Source organism: Bacillus sp. BC05(2025), from assembly GCF_056725905.1.
The window spans coordinates 146,597-165,562 of the sequence record NZ_JBWYRA010000008.1; the positions used below are offsets into that span (position 1 = coordinate 146,597).

General features: G+C 34.3%; 16 protein-coding genes. 5 read left to right on the plus strand and 11 right to left on the minus strand.

Translation table 11 applies throughout. The annotated features are described in order from the left end of the window. Positions 1-8: 8 nt before the first annotated feature. The 6 genes from msrB to lytS all read right to left on the minus strand — a co-directional run bounded on the left by msrB (position 9) and on the right by lytS (position 6,216). Positions 9-974 carry a peptide-methionine (R)-S-oxide reductase MsrB gene (gene msrB, locus ACZ76X_RS22035; RefSeq protein ID WP_479851686.1) on the minus strand — a complete coding sequence of 322 codons (966 nt, stop codon included), beginning with the start codon at positions 972-974 and terminating at the stop codon, positions 9-11. Positions 975-1,064: 90 nt separating this feature from the next. After that, a complete protein-coding gene (locus ACZ76X_RS22040; protein ID WP_479851687.1) occupies positions 1,065-2,108 on the minus strand; it encodes an AI-2E family transporter in 1,044 nt (347 codons plus the stop codon). 328 nt (positions 2,109-2,436) lie between these two features. After that, positions 2,437-3,129, minus strand: coding sequence for an antiholin-like protein LrgB (lrgB, locus tag ACZ76X_RS22045; RefSeq protein WP_000168869.1), 693 nt, complete (start codon positions 3,127-3,129; stop codon positions 2,437-2,439). A 34-nt stretch (positions 3,130-3,163) separates the two neighbouring features. Beyond that, positions 3,164-3,595, minus strand: coding sequence for an antiholin-like murein hydrolase modulator LrgA (lrgA, locus tag ACZ76X_RS22050; RefSeq protein WP_098668557.1), 432 nt, complete (start codon positions 3,593-3,595; stop codon positions 3,164-3,166). A gap of 133 nt (positions 3,596-3,728) precedes the next feature. Beyond that, positions 3,729-4,469: a LytR/AlgR family response regulator transcription factor gene (locus tag ACZ76X_RS22055; RefSeq protein WP_098668556.1), complete on the minus strand. Its 741-nt coding sequence runs from the start codon at positions 4,467-4,469 to the stop codon at positions 3,729-3,731. Beyond that, the gene (gene lytS / locus ACZ76X_RS22060) at positions 4,447-6,216 is read right to left on the minus strand and encodes a two-component system sensor histidine kinase LytS (RefSeq protein WP_479851688.1); all 1,770 of its coding nucleotides are present in this window, start codon (positions 6,214-6,216) and stop codon (positions 4,447-4,449) included. The genes ACZ76X_RS22055 and lytS overlap by 23 nt, the downstream gene beginning before the upstream one ends. Before the next feature lie 331 nt (positions 6,217-6,547). On the opposite strand from lytS, the gene ACZ76X_RS22065 reads away from it, so the two are divergent. After that, positions 6,548-7,846 carry an MFS transporter gene (locus ACZ76X_RS22065; RefSeq protein WP_001103428.1) on the plus strand — a complete coding sequence of 433 codons (1,299 nt, stop codon included), beginning with the start codon at positions 6,548-6,550 and terminating at the stop codon, positions 7,844-7,846. Positions 7,847-7,941: 95 nt separating this feature from the next. Here the strand turns inward: ACZ76X_RS22065 and ACZ76X_RS22070 are convergent, their stop codons facing one another. Together ACZ76X_RS22070 and ACZ76X_RS22075 are read right to left on the minus strand one after the other, a co-directional pair. Beyond that, the gene (locus ACZ76X_RS22070) at positions 7,942-9,510 is read right to left on the minus strand and encodes a BCCT family transporter (protein WP_479851689.1); all 1,569 of its coding nucleotides are present in this window, start codon (positions 9,508-9,510) and stop codon (positions 7,942-7,944) included. Positions 9,511-9,873: 363 nt separating this feature from the next. Beyond that, entirely contained in the window at positions 9,874-10,944 is a 1,071-nt protein-coding gene (locus ACZ76X_RS22075) for a nitric oxide synthase oxygenase (RefSeq protein WP_479851690.1), read from the minus strand. Positions 10,945-11,159: 215 nt separating this feature from the next. Here ACZ76X_RS22075 and sodA point away from each other — a divergent pair, with 215 nt between their 5' ends. Continuing rightward, complete coding sequence (sodA, locus tag ACZ76X_RS22080; protein WP_479851691.1) at positions 11,160-11,786, plus strand: superoxide dismutase [Mn]; 627 nt, start codon at positions 11,160-11,162, stop codon at positions 11,784-11,786. 88 nt (positions 11,787-11,874) lie between these two features. Here sodA and ACZ76X_RS22085 read toward each other — a convergent pair whose 3' ends face one another. From ACZ76X_RS22085 to ACZ76X_RS22095, 3 genes are all read right to left on the minus strand, one after another. Beyond that, complete coding sequence (locus ACZ76X_RS22085) at positions 11,875-12,756, minus strand: NAD-dependent epimerase/dehydratase family protein (RefSeq protein WP_479851692.1); 882 nt, start codon at positions 12,754-12,756, stop codon at positions 11,875-11,877. A 105-nt stretch (positions 12,757-12,861) separates the two neighbouring features. Further along, positions 12,862-13,452, minus strand: coding sequence for an AmiS/UreI family transporter (locus ACZ76X_RS22090; RefSeq protein ID WP_000542569.1), 591 nt, complete (start codon positions 13,450-13,452; stop codon positions 12,862-12,864). Positions 13,453-13,888: 436 nt separating this feature from the next. Further along, positions 13,889-14,707 carry an endo alpha-1,4 polygalactosaminidase gene (locus ACZ76X_RS22095; RefSeq protein WP_479851693.1) on the minus strand — a complete coding sequence of 273 codons (819 nt, stop codon included), beginning with the start codon at positions 14,705-14,707 and terminating at the stop codon, positions 13,889-13,891. Positions 14,708-15,003: 296 nt separating this feature from the next. Here ACZ76X_RS22095 and ACZ76X_RS22100 point away from each other — a divergent pair, with 296 nt between their 5' ends. Genes ACZ76X_RS22100 through ACZ76X_RS22110 form a run of 3 tightly spaced genes read left to right on the plus strand, consistent with a single transcriptional unit; the run spans position 15,004 to position 18,963 of the window. Further along, positions 15,004-16,227, plus strand: a complete 1,224-nt coding sequence (locus ACZ76X_RS22100) for a GAF domain-containing protein (RefSeq protein WP_479851694.1) — start codon at positions 15,004-15,006, stop codon at positions 16,225-16,227. Further along, entirely contained in the window at positions 16,227-17,147 is a 921-nt protein-coding gene (locus ACZ76X_RS22105) for a tetratricopeptide repeat protein (RefSeq protein WP_479851695.1), read from the plus strand. Before ACZ76X_RS22100 ends, ACZ76X_RS22105 begins: the two co-directional genes overlap by 1 nt. Then, the gene (locus ACZ76X_RS22110) at positions 17,131-18,963 is read left to right on the plus strand and encodes a DUF2194 domain-containing protein (protein ID WP_479851696.1); all 1,833 of its coding nucleotides are present in this window, start codon (positions 17,131-17,133) and stop codon (positions 18,961-18,963) included. The genes ACZ76X_RS22105 and ACZ76X_RS22110 overlap by 17 nt, the downstream gene beginning before the upstream one ends. The last annotated feature ends 3 nt before the right edge of the window (positions 18,964-18,966 follow it).

The following is an 18,966-nucleotide window of genomic DNA, read 5'->3' on the forward strand; positions in this document are numbered from 1 at the left end:
TAGCGAGGTTATTTTTTATTTCCAAACAAGACTAGAAAATCACCATAGCCTTCTTTCTCTAATTCCTCTTTTGGAATAAATCGAAGGGCTGCAGAATTAATGCAGTAACGAAGTCCATTTGGTCCTGGACCGTCTGGAAATACATGCCCAAGATGTGAATCTCCTTCCTTACTTCTCACTTCTGTACGCGTCATATTATGACTCACATCCATTTTTTCTTTCACACTAGCTGACATAACTGGCTTCGTAAAACTAGGCCATCCACACCCACTATCAAATTTATCTAAAGAAGTAAATAACGGTTCTCCTGAAACGATGTCTACATAAAGACCTTCTTCTTTATGATTCCAATACTCATTTCGAAATGGTGGTTCTGTACCATTTTCCTGCGTTACATAAAACTGCATCTCATTTAGTTTTTCTTTTAAATGAGCATTATCCTTTGGCCAATGTTGCTTAATAAAAGCATCTCGTCCCGAGCCTTTACGGTATAACTCGTAGCGAAATGTATTTTTCTTATAATATCCTTGATGGTATTCCTCAGCCGGATAAAACGTAGTAGCTGGTAATATTTTTGTCGCAATTGGCTTTGAAAAGCGTCCACTCTTTGCAAGATTCGCTTTTGAAGCCTCTGCTTTTTTATGTTGCTCTTCATTATGATAAAAAATCACTGTTTCGTAAGACTGTCCGCGATCGTGGAATTGTCCACCTACATCGGTCGGATCAATTTGTCTCCAATATATATTTAATAACTCCTCATATGGCATTTTATTTGCGTCAAATGTAATTTGTACTGCCTCATAATGTCCCGTCGTTTCTGAACATACTTCTTTATATGTTGGATTCTCTTTATGACCACCTGTATAGCCCGAAACAACTTTTATAATCCCTTCCATCTCTTCAAATGGCGAAACCATACACCAGAAACATCCTCCAGCAAATGTAGCTAACTCTACCTTTTCATTTACAGCCATTCTTTCACCCCTATTCTATGTTCTTCTTACAGTATGGCATAAGGAACATCATGTTATAAAAGAAAAAGCATCGAACATCGATGCTTTTTCTTACTTCACTTTATTTTTTCCAACTTCCTTCTCCATCTCATCACTTGTCACATCTAAGACGTCTAATAAGAAAATGAAGATTGGAATACCGATAATTAATCCCCATACACCTAAGAAGTGTTCTGAGAAGATTAATACCATAAACGTATAGAAAATCGGTAAGTTTGTTTTTTGGGACATAAACTTCGGATTTAACACGTAACTTTCAAGCGCATGAATGACTGTTACGATAACTAAAATATAAACAACGTACATAATACCGCCGATATTGTAAGCAATCATACAAAGCGGGAATAACGAAATGATAACCCCAGCTACTGGAATTAAACCGAGTAAGAAGATCATTAACGCTAAACCTAATAATTGTGGGAATCCTAATATCCATAGTGCAATAACGGATAGAACACAGTTAACAACTGCAATTAAAAATTGTGCTTCGATTACTTTTCCGAATGAACGTGCAAATTTCTTACCGAAGTACTCAATTTCAGTATAGAAAATTGCAAGTCGGCTTTCTTTAAACTTTGCAGTAAAGGCAACGATACGAGCTTTCTCCAATAAGAAAAATAGGCTTAAAATTAAAGAAAGTAACACTTGAAGGCCAAATTTTCCAACATTCGTAATCGATTTATATAAAATGTCTACGCCTTGTCCTACATACTTCGACAGTTCCATATGATTGACAGCATTAACTGCATACTTAATTAATTCACTATCTGGTGGATTTCTTAAAAATACGTTAAATTGATAAATCAATTGTGAAATTTGTATCGTTAATACTGGTAAATATTTAAATAGCGTAATAGCAATTCCGCCAATTAACATGACATATAGAAATGCTATAATGAGTTTTCGATTAATGGGCATGAAATGATCTAATTTGCGGGAAATAAACTTTTGGAATCGATCCATTAAATACGTAAGAATAAACGTAATTAAAATTAAATTCAACATACTTTGCAGCCCGTATAACACGAGAGCAAGTATTACTAATACGAGTAACCTCTGAAATCCTTTGCTTTGAAACAGGTTTTTTATTTGCATAATCGACGAGTACTCTCTCCTGTCCTATAAAGTAAAACGTTAATAAGTAGATTTTTTCTCTATTCTCTACCTTTAATTATTCATTCATATGAAGATTTTTATAAGCTTATTATATGTCTCCCTTAGCAGACCCTATAGTAGCTTACTTCTTATTTTACAATACAATGACCTAATTCAAAACGTATTCTACACAGTATTAATGAAGATTTAAGGAAACTTACATTTTGTTAAAATAGGTCTTACCACTACTGTAACATAAAAAGCAAGCTATCAGTAGAAATCTGTCCTACAAATAGCTTGCTTTTCTCATTTTTCCAAGTAAGTTTTACTAGCCAATGAATGGCATAAACATCGGTATGACAACTACAGTTACAACCCCAACTACTGTTACAGCAATACTCGCCATAGCTGCCTCTACTTCACCCATTTCAATTCCTACTGCTACTCCTAATGCGTGACCTGCTGTTCCAAGTGCTAAACCTTTTGCAATTGGATGTTTTACTCTAAATGTTTTTAAGAATAATGCTCCCAATGCGTATACAATAACTGCGTTAAAAATAACTGCAAATGATGTAATTGCTGGTATACCACCGATACTTTCAGAGATTGGTAATGCAATTGCTGTTGTTGCTGCTTGTGGTAACATTGAATTCATTACTGCTGTATCTAAACCAATTGCTTTTGCAACAATAAATACAACAATTACTGAACAAATAGATCCAACTACGATAGCCGATAAAATTTGCCACCAATATTTTTTTAACTTATCCACTTGTTTATATAATGGAATTGCAAATGCGATTGTTGCTGGCTCTAAGAAGAAACTAATCATTTTTCCGCCAGTATTATATTCTTCGAAAGTAAAATTACCTACCTTTAGAAAGACAATCCCTAATACCATCGCTACGAATAATGGTGTGAATAAGAAGAATCCTTTTGAATGCTTAAATAATAAGGTTCCGATTCCGTATGCGATCAACGAAACGACAATTCCGAAATATGGAGTCATTGTGCTTGCCATGTTCATTCCCTCCAAACAATATATACTAAATTGGTTACGCAACTTTTCCGTGCTTGCGTCCTTTATTTACTACTTTCAATTCTTTCGTATCTTTTGTTTCTTTATCGTCTTTGCCTAAAATGAATTGTGCAAATAACCCTGTTACAGCGAGTAAAATAACTGTTGCGACAACAATTACAGTTAAAATTTGTACAAAATATTGTCCCATTACACCAAGAGAGTTAATAACTGAAATACCTGATGGGACGAAAAGGAATCCGATAATACCTGTTAAAGCTGTTCCAAGTGATTCAACTTGCTCCAATTTAATAACTTTTAAACATAATAGACTAAATAAAATGACTAACCCGATTACCGATGAAGGCATCGGAATTGGTAAATGTGTTGCAATAATATTAGAAACTAACATAATAGCTGAAAATATAAATGCTTGTGATAAGAAACTATATACTTTTTTCGTACTCATTTCGGCCACCTCTTTCGATTTGGTACCTTTATTGTATAAAATACAAACGGAACTGTAAGCGTTTACACATCAGAACGTCAAATATACAAAATTAGTTACAAAAATAGGCAGATGAAATGCAAAAAGCTACTTCTTAAATACGAAGTAGCTTTTTGAGTTCTTTTGCATATGTTCGGCTAACAGGTACTTTTGAACCTTCTTTCATAATTAAGTTATAAGTAGAGTTAAACCACGGTTGTATTTCCGTAATATGATTAATATTTGCAATAAAACTACGATGAACACGCATAAAACTTGCTTGCGGCAACTTCTTTTCCAAAATGACAAGTGTATCATGTGTTACATATGTTTCCTTCATCGTTTTTACTGTCACTTTTCCGTCCACAAGTCCTACATATATAATATCTTCAATATTCACAAGTACGATCGATTCCTCAATTGGTAATGCTAATTTATGCATCTCCGTCGTTACATCTACACTCTTTACTTCCTGTTTTGTTTCTAATTTTATTTGTTTTTGCTTTTTATATTTCTTTAATGTCTGTACGATACGTTCTTCATCAAATGGCTTTAAAATGTAGTCTAACGCATCTACTTCAAATGCTTGCAGTGCGTATTGATCGTAGGCAGTCGCAAACACAATTGCAGGTGGATTTTTCATCTTCTTTAATATATTTGCGATCTCAAATCCGTTATCATCCGATAACTGAATGTCTAGGAAAACAATATCTGGTTTGTTTTGCATTAGCTCTTCTAATGCATCTTCTACACAATCAGCCTCACCAACTATTTCTACTTCTTTCGTTTGTTCTAATAAATATTTCAACTCATCCCGTGCTAACATTTCATCGTCAACTACTAATACTTTTAACACTCCGCTTTTCCTCCCCTACTTTTTTCGGGATTACGAAGGAGATTTTTGTCCCTTGCTCTAATTCACTTTCAATTTGAAGCATTGTCTCTTTCCCAAATAACCCGATAAGTCGTTCATTAATGTTATATAAAGCCGTTCCAGTCCCTTTCTTTGATGGAACTACCATTTTTCCTAATTGCCCTAGACGTTCACTCTCAATCCCTTGTCCATTATCTCGCACTTCAAAATGAACCATCTCCTCTTCTTCAAACACATGTATCTCAACTTGGCACACTGGCTGCTTTTTCGGAAAAGCATGGCGCAATGCATTTTCAACTAATAACTGAAGTACAAACGGTGGAACTAAGGTCGTCTTTAACTCTTCCTCAATGTACATCTTCACTTCATACTTATTTGGAAACCTCGCTTGTTCTAAAGATAAATATGCATGTACATGATTTAACTCTTGTTCTAATGGAATAAGTAATTGGCGTGCTCCTTGCAAATTACAACGGAAATACACGCTAAGCTGTAATAATAACTTCCTTGCCTTCTCTACATCTGTTCGGCATAAAGCTGATACTGTATTAATCGCATTAAATAAAAAGTGTGGGTTAATTTGTGCTTGTAATGCTTTTATCTCTGCATCTTGCAATAATTTACTTTGCAACTCAGCTTCACCTAATTCAAGTTGTGTAGAGAATATTTTTGCTAATCCTTCTGCTAATTCCTCTTCTACGCGACTTAACTGATTAGAATTTTTAAAATACAGTTTTAATGTCCCAATTGTATTTCCATGTGAAGTTAGTGGAATAACGATCGCCGCTTGCAAAGGGCAGCTTTCATGTTGACAATTAATAACCTCACGCGATTTTGCCTTCATTATTTTTCCCGTATTCAACACTTCTTTCGATAAACCCGTTATTAAACTATGTGAAGGAATATGATGATCTGATGCTAATCCAACGTGAGCTAATATTTTCTCTGTATCTGTTAAGGATACCGCATCTGTTCCCGTAAAGCGGTGAATAATTTGTGCCACATGTTTACAAGAATCTTCTGTTAATCCGCGGCGAAAATATGGTAATGTTTTGTCAGCAATTCGTAATACTTTATGTGTTTGCAGGGCTTTCGCATTTTCTTCCTGACGCAAAATAGCTTGTATCATAGAAAGTAAAATAAAACTCCCGAAACTATTTACAAGGATCATTGGTATCGCAATTGTTTTCACGATACTACTCCCATCCTCTACGATTAATAGGATCATAATCATTTCTAAAGAAACGATACATACACTTAAAACCGCTGAAAATTTAGGCGTAATTGCACGATTATATTTTTTGAAAATGTATCCAATGTATCCTGTTATAACACCTGCTAAAATTGACGAAATTGCACAACTCAGCGCTGTCGTCCCGCCAAGCATATAACGGTGAATACCTGCAATCGATCCTACTCCAATGCCAACGATAGGACCTCCAAGCAATCCACTAATTCCAACACCCATAATACGTGTATTCGCAATTGTACTAGATGACGAAACACCTTGTAGCCAATTTTCTTTCATAATTGTATTCCCGGCAATTTCAATTCCTGTGTAATTGCTTACAATTGTAAACACTGAAAAAATACAAATAAGCTTAAGCTTATCTACATATCCATCTTGCTTATGAAGAAGGCGCCTGAACGTTTTAATATGGGAAAGTAAAAATCCTAAAATAACAATAAGTCCGACACGTTCAATCATCATAAGTACTAAATTTAGCATCCGTGATTCATTCCTTTTTATATGAGTTAGTTTTATTATGGGAAAATAATGAAGTGTGCGTCAAGAAGAATAAAATATCTTTTGAAATATTTTACACATAACAATTCCCTCATTATTTGACAATGTAATAGAAGAGTGCTAAAAATAAAGTAATATAATACAGTCCTTTAACCCAACCCCGTGAGGTTGAGAAGGAAGTCGGAATATACTCTATACGTATGTCCTTTTTTAGGCATACGTATGAATTTTTGGCCTTCTCATCATATCAGGTGAGAAGGCCTTTTGTTATTCTTCCATAGCGACTGTAGAAAGAAAATGAGGAGGAGTAATGATGAACGTCACTACTGATGTACAATCAACAACAGAGGAGACGAAAGAGAAAAGATATAAAACATTATTTGGTTCTGCGCTAGGGTATGCAGCAGAAGGTTTAGATATGTTGCTCTTATCTTTCGTACTCGTCTACATTTTAAAGGAATTTCATTTAAGCCCTGTTGAAGGTGGAAACTTAACATTAGCCACCACAATAGGAATGCTAATCGGGTCTTATTTATTTGGATTTATTGCTGATTTATTTGGTCGGATCCGTACGATGGCCTTCACAATCTTACTATTTTCACTCGCAACAGCACTCATTTATTTCGCAACAGATTATTGGCAATTATTAATTCTTCGCTTTTTAGTTGGAATGGGAGTTGGTGGTGAATTCGGTATTGGAATGGCCATCGTAACTGAAACATGGTCGAAAGAAATGCGCGCAAAGGCAACATCCGTTGTGGCACTTGGATGGCAATTCGGCGTACTAGTCGCTTCACTCCTACCAGCATTTATCGTTCCACACTTTGGATGGAGAGCCGTTTTCTTATTTGGACTCATTCCCGCACTACTAGCTGTCTATGTCCGAAAAAGTTTAAGTGAACCGAAAATATGGGAACAAAAACAACGATACAAAAAAGAATTGTTACAAAAAGAAGCTGAAGGTAATTTAACAACTACTGAGGCAGAGCAACTAAAGCAAATGAAAAAGTTCCCACTCCGAAAGTTATTTGCAAATAAAAAAGTAACGATAACAACAATTGGTCTTATTATTATGTCATTCATCCAAAACTTCGGATATTATGGAATTTTCACATGGATGCCAACTATTTTAGCGAATAAATATAACTACACATTAGCAAAGGCGAGCGGCTGGATGTTCATCTCTACGATCGGTATGCTAATTGGTATTGCAACTTTTGGTATTCTAGCTGATAAAATTGGTCGCCGTAAAACTTTTACAATCTATTATGTCGGTGGTACTATATACTGTCTCATTTACTTCTTCTTATTCACAGACTCAACATTATTGTTATGGGGAAGTGCATTGCTTGGATTCTTTGCCAATGGCATGATGGGAGGATTCGGGGCAGTTTTAGCCGAAAACTATCCTGCTGAAGCTCGCTCTACAGCAGAAAACTTTATTTTCGGTACAGGACGTGGTTTAGCTGGATTTGGGCCTGTTATTATCGGCTTACTTGCTGCAGGTGGTAATTTAATGGGAGCATTATCTCTCATCTTCATTATCTATCCAATTGGTTTAGTTACGATGTTATTATGTGTTCCAGAGACGAAAGATAAAGTATTAGAATAGATTGAAACTGTATCCTTCAAAAAAATAGTTGGATAAATAGGAAAGAGGAAGTATCTCAAATGAGATGCTTCCTCTTTTTATATAAATACAATTATTTACTTTGATTTACTAGCTTTTTGGAACAAGAAGGAGGTTTTCTCTTCTTCTTTTACAATACCTTGCTTTAAAGCTAATTCCCCCGCAACTTTTGGCGCTAGCCATAGCATTGGGAATAACAGAATGGATACCGGGACAGCTGTTACTACGATGAATGATTGCAGCGCATTAATACTTCCCTCACCCATGTATAAAAGAATCGCTGCAACTGTTCCCATAATAAGCGACCAAAACACTCGTAAGCTAATTCTAGGGTCTCCATCTCCAGTCACTGCCATTGAAATCGAATACGCCATTGAATCCCCTGTTGTTACTACAAATAAAATTGTTAATAAAAGAAATGCCGGTCCAATAATGTGAGAGAGTGGCAGTTGCTCTGTAATTGCAATCATAGCCGCTGGCATACCAGATTCACTTAATGCTGCCGATATAGAACCAGGATTCATTAACTCATAAAACACACCTGATCCTCCCAAAATAGTAAACCAAAACGTTGTAATAATCGGTGCAATAATTCCAATTGCAACGATGATTTCTCGGATTGTTCTTCCTCTTGAAATACGGCTCACTAAAATTGCCATCATCGGTCCATACCCAATAAACCATCCCCAGAAAAAGATTGTCCAGGATCCTAACCAAGTTGTATCACCACGATATGTGCTCATTGGAATAAATTCATTTATATAAAATCCAAACGAAGAAACAAATGAATCAATAATAAATCCACCTGGTCCAAACAGTAATACGAATAGCATTAATAAAACTGCTAACCTAACATTTAAATTACTTATAATTTGAATCCCTTTATCAATTCCTGTTACCGCAGATATAGTAGAAACAGCTACTACACAAACAATAATGGCTAATTGAGTCGTAAACACATCCGGGATGTTAAACAATGCTTGTAGGCCATAACTTGCTTGTAGACCTAAAAATCCAATTGGACCAATCGTCCCTGCCGCTACCGCAATAATGGCAAATACATCGATCATTGTTCCAAGCCAACTCTTTCGCAATTTCTCTCCAAAAATAGGATATAAAAGTGTTCGAGGTTTTAATGGCATACCTTTATGATAATGACCATACATCATAACTACCGCACTAATTGTCCCTAAAATCGTCCAAGCCAGGAATCCCCAGTGCATATAACTTTGTGCTAAAGCAGGCATAACTGCTTCTTTCGTTCCAGCAGTTATACCTTCATGTATTGGTGGCACCGTCATTAAATGGTACATCGGCTCTGCCGCTGCCCAGAAAACACCACCTCCGGCCAGTAATGTAGACATTATAATAGCAAGCCATTTTGTCGTACTAATCTCAGGTTTTTCTAATCCCCCAAGTTTAACTCTCCCATACTTCGAGAACGCCATACACATTGCAACAACAAATGTACCAATTAATAGAATCTGCCAAAAAGCACCAAAGTATTTAATTGAAGCTGCAAAACTGCTATTAATGACTCTCTCTATGTAACTTTTATTTAAGAAAACCGCAATTACAAATAATAAAAGCGAGCCACCACTAATAAGAAATACAGGCCAATCCGTTTTTCGACTCTTCATCCTCATTTACACTTCCTCCTTCCTCAGCAATCTAAAAAAACAACTTTATTATGTTTTATTGTTTACACCCAAAACATAATGATTATATAAGCATAATAATTCATCAATTTTTCCACACACTTATGTTGTCCCTAAAAATATGCTAAATCCCTTATTTAAAAGAAAATTTCTATTCCTATTACATAAAAAAGCAAAATAAAAGACCTTATATTTCTATAAGGTCTTCGAAACAGAAATTTGATTATAACATAAGGAACTCCTTCGTTCAAAAAGCTCCTTCCAAAAATAACCGAGAGTAAAGGCTTCCATTTGCTACGTAACAGTAATTAAAAAAATTATATTTTTATAGAAAATGTCCTATACTACAAACTATTTATGAAAGAAATTCGGCTTCAAAATTTCATTTGGATACGGTTTATGATAAATATGAGTGGTAGCTGGAGATAACGGTGGAATGAGCCACACCCAATTGCCGGTTACAACACGACCACAAGCAGCTTCTTGCTTCTCAAATTGCTGAAATTGTTGTGCTGCAGTATGATGATCAACAATACTAACTCCTTGTTTTTTAAAGGAATGTAAAACAGCCACGTTTAATTCAATTAATGCCTTGTCTTTCCATAACGTACCGTTTCTCGATGTATCTAGCTTCATCATCTCCGCAACGGTGGGCAGTAAATTATAACGATCATGATCCGCTAAATTACGGGCCCCAATTTCCGTACCCATGTACCATCCATTAAACGGAGCGGCAGTATAAGAAATGCCGCCAATTTCTAAGCGCATATCTGAAATCATCGGTACTCCATACCACTTGACTCCTAAAGATGAAATTGGGTACTCTGGATGTTCAATTGGTACTTCTTTCACTTCGTTTTTAGGAATTTCTTTATATACAGGTTCCTTTCCATCGATAGAAAATACCAGTGGCAATACATCGAAATTCGTGCCTTCTCCTTGCCAGCCAAGTTCCTGACAAAAATCCGTAAATGCAGCGGAATGAGAGTCACCAATCACTCCCATTTCTGTTTTATATCCTGCATATCGAATTAATTGATGATTATAAATTCGTATATTATTCTCTTCACCTTGATATTGCTTAAAAATCGTAATTGTCGGTTTCACTTTTCCATCGTTCGTTGCATATTTAATATGATGAATCAACGCATTATATACACCTTCCTCATCATTTACTTCACGTGCATCTAATATGTGCATCTTACTCCAAAATAGTCTTCCGATACATCGATTACTATTGCGCCATGCCATTCGCGATCCATGGACAAGTTCTTCAAATGTATGTTCATACGTCCCCGTCTTTTCTATTTCAACTTGAATTTCTTTCATACGTTCTTCTATGAATTGTTCTTTATTAAGTTCTTTATAGCAAATCGTAATAAATTGACTCGCTTCCTCTATTAATTGTTTCGTTTTACTCATAAACGATCTCCTTCTATTCCAACAAAACGTTCTACTTTACAGTATAAGCAAAAAGAATAAGAGTCACAAACGAAAGTCGAATTGTTACTTTTATTGTAATATTTTTCAGAAAATTAAAGGGATTACTATTGACTTACATAAAAAATAGGTGTATTTTTGACTCAGGTAAATTATTTTTACCTAGACCAACTTTTAAAAAGAAAGGAGGTAATGTTATGTCTTCATTTCAATTGCCAAAGCTTTCATATGACTATGATGAACTAGAGCCATATATCGATAGCGACACACTTTCTATTCATCACGGAAAACACCATGCGACATACGTAAATAACTTGAATGCCGCTTTAGAAAACTATACGGAATTACATAATAAATCTTTAGAAGAGTTACTATGTAATTTAGAAACTTTACCAAAGGAAATTGTTACAGCTGTCAGAAATAACGGTGGTGGACATTATTGTCATAGTCTTTTTTGGGAAGTAATGAGCCCACGAGGTGGCGGCGAGCCTAATGGAGACGTTGCAAAAGTAATTGATTATTATTTCAATACCTTTGACAACTTAAAAGATCAACTGTCTAAAGCAGCAATTAGCCGTTTTGGAAGTGGCTATGGGTGGCTTGTCCTTGATGGTCAAGAACTTACTGTTATGAGTACACCTAATCAAGATACACCTCTGCAAGAAGGGAAGACTCCATTACTCGTCATCGATGTATGGGAACACGCCTATTATTTAAAGTATCAAAATCGGCGTCCAGAATTTGTTACCAATTGGTGGCATACAGTGAACTGGGACCAGGTAAATGAAAAGTATTTACAAGCAATTCAATCACAAACACATTAGTCGTGCGTATAAGGTAAGTTTGGTAATGTAAAATTAGTATTGTCGAAATCCTCCAGAATCCCCCGGATTGCCACCGGGGGATTTATGATTATTTCATTGCATGTATGTAATAACGTAATACTTGTTCTATTTCTATTTTCAACTCTCGGAACGGGAATCCTAATTCACTAGCTTTTCCATTATGTAATGTACAATTAATCACTTCATTATAAGGCGCTACATGATCTCCTGCCTCTTGAACGAGTGCTTTTAATCCCGTATTTTCTTCTATGAAATGAATAACTTCGCTAGTAGAAACTACCCCATTGCTACAAGCATTAATTGGCCCTTCTATGTCCTTCATCCCACACCAAGCTAAAAATTCTCCTGCTTCTTTCTCATGTATAAATGACAATTCTCCATCTAAATGCTTCACGGCGACAGGCTCTTGTTTCACAATATGTTCAACGTAAAAATGTAATCTTCTCGTATAATCGTTTTCTCCAATAACAACTGGAAAACGCACTGCAACAACCGGAAATGTTGCTTGTTGAAATACAACTGCTTCGGCTAATCTCTTACCTTCACCATAATTGAAGTCATTCCTATCTCCATACGCAATTGCATACTCGTACGGATTGAAGTCTTCTTCTGATAAGCTTAGTGCAGGTTCATAGACCGCCATTGAAGATGTCATAACATATTTCTTCGTTTTCCCTCGTAACACTTCACATATTATCTTCGCTGCATTCGAGCTATAGCATAAATTATCATATACAATATCATAATTTTTATCTTCTAGACGCTCTGTTAGTTGTTTTTCATCTTCTCTATCTACAATAAGTCTTTTTACTGCACTTCCAAAAGGATCTTCCGCAATTCCTCTCGTCGCAATCGTTACATCATGCCCATCTTGCAAAAGTGATTCTACTAAATGCTTACCAAAAAACCTTGTTCCCCCTAGCACCAATACTTTTTTCAACTTCATCATCCCCATTTCAATAAATTGTAAAATAATACATCTCTATTATAAGTGCTAACATATAAAAAGCATGGAATTCGTTTAACGATTCCATGCTTTTCTACAGAAAATATATTAACGTACTCGATATTTATAAATACAATAACAGAAGTATAAAATAGAAATTACAGATACATAAACCCATAATTCATATACGAATCCCTCTCCCCATACTCCCATAAAATAAAAGAGTGAAGGTAACGTCAATGTTACCCATGATTGTACGAAAGCAATCCTTCCAAGATATTGATTGATGTTCTTTTTTTGTGTATTTAATACAAAGAATAAATACCAAAGTAATGCCCACATAAACCACGTTAACGCATTAACAACATCGTGGAATTGAACAAATGAAACAACCATATAGAATAAAGCAATAATTGCTACCCAAATACAAAACCACCCTAGACCGCTACTATCCATTCCTTTTATAAAAGTAACACCTACATATAAATAGGTTAATCCAAATAAGAAAGTAGCTGCATATGAATATACTGTCCAATTGCTTTGGTCAGAAATCATGATCAAATAGAACGGAATAATAATTTGTAGTGCACCTACAAATAAATTAAAAACACCCGCACTTTTCATCTCTGCTTTTCCTAATATAACAAGACTATTTAAAAATAAAGCTGCACCCGAAAGTAATAATCCTACGTAACCCATATATATTCGTGTGAAAGTCTTTCCCTTTCACACTTTTAACCTCCCCACAATATAAAGTGATTCTTTATTATTTTTCTTCCTATTTAAAACTACATACATAATTTTTAATCTAAATAGGTCAGACCTCCTACCTTGAAGAACGCCATATTTAAAACGCTTTCAATTATAAATAATCCTATCAGAACATTAATAGGATTCCTTGATTATAAACGTACTCTAACCATGACACAAGTATTGATGTTATTTTAAATATTACGTTTTTCATTTCTATAAAAATTAATAGGATAATGCATTTTTTCTATCTCACTCTACTAATTTCTAACATGGAATATTATAGAATGAGCTAGTCAGTAATACATTCATCTTTATAAGATAATCGTATTACTGACCTAAACTTTCATAGTTAATATTGATAGTTTCTCATCCCTAATAATGGCTATTTATCATAAATATCATTCGGATTAATTGTGGGAATAAATCCATTTATAGAACTATATTTTTTAGATACGGTATTTGGAGTAACAGTAAACGTTACAATCTTATTACTTTGTTGTTTAAAATAGCGCATCCAATTTTGACTCCATTCATCTTTCGTAATAACTTGTTTATTGAAGCCTTCCCACAATACACCATGTATAAAATTCAAGGATGTATTTTTGATTGTGTCAAATCCCCAATTCTGTATAAGAAGCAAATCAGAATCAACACCTTTTATTTCTTTTAATAAATTTACATATGCTTCGCGAAATTTCCCCTGTGTAACTGGCTGATCATAAAAATAGTCATCAATATCACCAGCGGTATCTAAAAACACACCGTCTATTCCTTTTCCAATAACTTGCTGTTTCACCTTATTTACAACAATCCGACGGTAATGTTCATCAGCTAAATTCATGATATATGTATCCCACTGCTCAATCTTCATTTTCTTACCGTCTTGATAATAATAGTCTGATTCAACTACTTGCGATTTATGCCACGATTCTAATTCTAAAACACTAACATACCCAAGGACTACTGTTCCTGATTTTTTTAATTGCTGAACTTGCCCTTTCGTAAATGCATATGGCTCTATAATGACCATGTCATACTTTGAAAGTCTCTCAATTACTTGCTCATTTGCTTCACCATAATAAATTTTATAACTTCGTACATTTTTTAAAACTGGTTCCACGACATTTGCTTGTGCGGATGTACTTGAGGAAAAAATAAAAGAAAATATAGCTAAAAAGCATATGGAACGTTTCCACTCCATAATAATATTACCCCCTATAAAACTGTAATTTTTTATCATTTTAAATATTAATACAAGTATAGTAATACAATAACATTTTACATTTTTTCAAACTCGACATTTAATAAAAATTCCAATAAATACAATACATTAACAAAAATTAGAATTTATTTCACTTGAATTTACTACATCTCTGTTGATAAAATGATTTGGGCTTCATATATTATATATTTTAAAATAATTCTTTTAAATTATGTATTTTATTTCAGTGTACTATTCCTCAAAATTAAATTTGCAAACGAAAGAAGGGATTTTTTATGCACTATAGACAATCTAATTTATTACAAAAAATGATTGAACCTACGATTCTCTTTATTGCTCTATTTTTTCTCTCAATACTAGCTGATTTTCTAACACCAACGTATGAATACTTCTTACTCTTATTTATTACATTAATTATTTCTAGCCGGTATGGCATATCTATCGCCCTTTTCACCTTTCTAGAAGCAATGATTTATATTTTTGTAAGCGGTATATATAAAGAAGATGATATATTACTGTACTTTTATTCATTAGATTACTGGATTAATTGGATTTTCTTACTTGTTATTAGTTTATGTTGTGGACTAATGAGTACTGCACAAAAAGAACGGTATGAAGATGTACATATGATAAATAATGAGCTAAAAGCCGAAAATAAAGAATTAAAGTATGTTGTGAAACAATTGGATGAAACACGTATTACACTACGTTCTCGTGTACTTGAATCAAATAATCACTTATCTAAAATGTATCATATGTTTAAAGCTTTAAATCATACACATCCTGAAATTGTACTCGATGAAGGAATAAATGTATTAAAAATGTATTTCGGAGCAAAAAAAATTGGTATCTATCACGTCGATAACAATAAACAATCACTTCGTATTAAATTAAGAGCAGAAACTGGTAAACATACATTACCTCAATCCATTTTTGTTAAAAATGCTTCGCTAGTCATCAAAAATGCTCTAGCGCATAATCGACCTTTCTTCCGTACAGAAGAGGATTTTCAAGACGCTCCACTTTTAGTTGGTCCCGTCCTATTCCAAGATGATGTACAATACGTCATTATATTAGACGAAATTGAATTTTCAAAAGTAACTTCTGAGCAATTCGAACTTTTCACATGGTATTTACGCTGGATGGGCGATCGTTTACAAAACGCTTCTAATCTTTGGCTATCAAGTCAAAAGGATCGTACATTCCCTAAAACGAGCATTTATTATGAAGATGAATTTGAACATTTACTAAAAATAGAAAAGAAACGTTACGAAACATTATCTTATCCATATTCCTATTTTGAATTTACTGTTCCACAAGATTCCTTAGAAATGATAAATTCTATTTTAAAAGATCATTTACGAGATATTGATATATTCGGTTATAGCACGACCAAACAAAAAGTTATGATTCTATTACCTGGCACTGAAGAAAAGTTTTTATTACCAGTCCAAACTCGTATACAAAACGCTCTTTCTTCTAAAGGAGTGATATTCTAATGATTTTACTCCTTCTTTACTTTATTTATGCTATTTTGGTTTTTCTTTTATTTCGATTTACGAAAGGTTTGATTACTGAAGATAAGAAAGGAATTATTGAATTTTGCTTGATTATCTCTCTCCTTTTCCCGCTTGTCGGACTTATTGTATCAGCAATCATGTTATTACTGAATATAAGATGCTCCAAAACCGAGTGGTTACAGCAATACTCTGAGTATGTTTCCTTTCAAGTTGATCATTATGAAGATATTTTGGCAGCTGCAAAACAAGATATGGACCTAATTTCATTTTCTTCCGGATTAGAACTAGATAAGCCTGAATTACATAAACAACTCATTGTACAGTTAAGCTCCTCCTCTATTTCCAATGAAGGAGGCTTATTGAAAGAAGCCATTCACCATAAAGATCCTGAAACTGTACATTACGCAGCAACTACTATTAATTTACTAAATGAACGGTACGAAAAACAGATCGAGTACTTAAATAAGCAATTTCTACAAAATCCACAAAATGAAATTGCAAAAGAGTTGGTTTCTAACTATTTAAGATATATAGACAGTGGTCTTCTTTCTAATCAGCAAAAGGAAAAAATAATCGCTGAATTTATGAATTTTATTACACAAATTGTAGAACTATTCCCTACCGAACCTCTTTACCCTTTCCACCTTGGAAATCTGTTTCTACATACAAAACAATATGCAAAGTCTGAAGAACAATTTTTAAATCTTATTCATTTCTATCCTGAATCATATTACGGTTACGTTGGGTTACTTGAAATATATTATGAGCAAAAGTTATGGGACGAGCTCTATAACTTAATCAATAATCTAGCAGTTGCAAAAAGAGTTCATATACTACCGCGTAAATATCAATTATTTGTAAGGCAGTTTGGAGGCGTACACATTGAAAAAGGGGATTAATATATACATCGGAATTGTTAGTATCATTTTATTTCTCTTAATTATATCTATCCTTATATATCGAACAGAAAATTTCTATCAAAAGTTTTCTGTTCCTAAAACTAAAGAAACAGATACTGTTAAAACACTCAAAGCAAAAGATGTAGCCCAAAATGGACAAAAAATGCAATTATACGTTTTAAAAACGGATAATACATTAGGGCAACAAGTCGAATTTAATACGAAAAAGGCAATGGATTACGCACACCTACACTATAAAGATATTACAGCTAATGAAATTAAGGGACTTACTCCCTCCCCCTATACAGGGATTATTATTACAGGTGAAATAATGGCGCAACTTCCACAAGCTGATATTCAAAATTTTGTACAAATGGGCGGAAGGGTTATTATCGCAAACCGACTTGATTCAGATCCTTCCTGGAACACATTATTTGGTATTACAAAAAAAGAAGGCTTCAAAGATGTGAAAGGATTAACCTTTGAAGAAGTTTTATTCCCTGGTTATCCTGATCTCTCAAGTTCTTCTCCATTGTTCACTCATAGCTCAATGAATATTACGCTAGATGAGAATACAACTAATACTTGGATTACTGCAGAAGATACTCCCATCCTTTGGACCAATGACTACGGTGAAGGAAAAGTCTTATATTGGAATACAACAGCATTGAACGATAAATTAGGTAGGGGTATGTTCGTTCAATCGCTGGGTACTATTTTCCCGACTTTCGCTACAGTACAACTTGGAGCGGAGATTATGTATATCGATGACTTCCCATCTCCAATTCCAAGTGGAGAACTAAAAAACTTAACAACAGAAAAAATTTCTGTTGAAGAATTTTATAAAAAACATTGGTGGAAAAATATGAAGGATATCTCTGAAGAGCTTGATATTAAATATACAGGGGTTGCAATTGGGACATACCAAAATAAAGTAACGCCACCTTTTGAAGATTTCACAGGTAAAAATAGAAATACCTATTTATTATTTGGGAGAGAATTATTAAGTCACGGTGGAGAAATCGGTATTCATGGCTATAACCATCAACCTTTATTATTACCACCAGACCAAGTAGATAAAGCACTTGAATATGTTCCGTGGAATTCAAAAGAGGACATGGAGGAATCCTTAAATGCTTTACAAAAACTCGTGTATAACTTCTTTCCAAACGAAAAACTAAAAACCTATGTACCACCATCCAATATTATAAATACAACTGGATTAAGTGCATTAAACGACGCGGTTCCAACTATGGAAACAGTTGCTTCTCTATATGTGGGAAGTAAAAGTAACGGCAGTTTAATTCAAGAATTTGGACCAGATGAACACAACAAAAACATTTATCACTTCCCGCGTATTACGAGTGGCTATGCTATTCCAGATGAAGAACAATTTATTTTAGCTGATGTTACCGCAAATTTAGGGGTTATCTCACATTTCGTCCATCCAGATGATATCCTTGATGAAAAACGTTCGGGTAATTTAACGTGGGAAGAATTATTTAAAGCTTATAAAACGACAATTAAAGAAATACGAGAAAGATATCCTTATATAAAAAGTATGACACAAAGCGAAGCAACTGCTTCCATGAAAATTTATCAAACTGGTGATTTAGCTGTTTCTTATGAAGATGATGCTGTTCACATTGCATATAAGGGATTACCAAACCACACTGCAACGATTATACGTGTGGAAGAAGGGAAAAAATTGAAAACCGGTTCATTCCCATACGGCACAGTTACAAAGCTAGATTCACAAATTTATAGCGTTATATTAAAACAAGCTAACGCTACAATTCCAATTAAAGGGGTATAGCAG

Coding starts and splice junctions, on each gene's coding strand:
- msrB (WP_479851686.1), bottom strand. CDS start 974: ATGGCTGTAAATGAAAAGGTAGAGTTAGCTACATTTGCTGGAGGATGT.
- ACZ76X_RS22040 (WP_479851687.1), bottom strand. CDS start 2,108: ATGCAAATAAAAAACCTGTTTCAAAGCAAAGGATTTCAGAGGTTACTC.
- lrgB (WP_000168869.1), bottom strand. CDS start 3,129: ATGGCAAGCACAATGACTCCATATTTCGGAATTGTCGTTTCGTTGATC.
- lrgA (WP_098668557.1), bottom strand. CDS start 3,595: ATGAGTACGAAAAAAGTATATAGTTTCTTATCACAAGCATTTATATTT.
- lytS (WP_479851688.1), bottom strand. CDS start 6,216: ATGCTAAATTTAGTACTTATGATGATTGAACGTGTCGGACTTATTGTT.
- ACZ76X_RS22065 (WP_001103428.1), top strand. CDS start 6,548: ATGAACGTCACTACTGATGTACAATCAACAACAGAGGAGACGAAAGAG.
- ACZ76X_RS22070 (WP_479851689.1), bottom strand. CDS start 9,510: ATGAGGATGAAGAGTCGAAAAACGGATTGGCCTGTATTTCTTATTAGT.
- ACZ76X_RS22075 (WP_479851690.1), bottom strand. CDS start 10,944: ATGAGTAAAACGAAACAATTAATAGAGGAAGCGAGTCAATTTATTACG.
- sodA (WP_479851691.1), top strand. CDS start 11,160: ATGTCTTCATTTCAATTGCCAAAGCTTTCATATGACTATGATGAACTA.
- ACZ76X_RS22085 (WP_479851692.1), bottom strand. CDS start 12,756: ATGATGAAGTTGAAAAAAGTATTGGTGCTAGGGGGAACAAGGTTTTTT.
- ACZ76X_RS22090 (WP_000542569.1), bottom strand. CDS start 13,452: ATGGGTTACGTAGGATTATTACTTTCGGGTGCAGCTTTATTTTTAAAT.
- ACZ76X_RS22095 (WP_479851693.1), bottom strand. CDS start 14,707: ATGGAGTGGAAACGTTCCATATGCTTTTTAGCTATATTTTCTTTTATT.
- ACZ76X_RS22100 (WP_479851694.1), top strand. CDS start 15,004: ATGCACTATAGACAATCTAATTTATTACAAAAAATGATTGAACCTACG.
- ACZ76X_RS22105 (WP_479851695.1), top strand. CDS start 16,227: ATGATTTTACTCCTTCTTTACTTTATTTATGCTATTTTGGTTTTTCTT.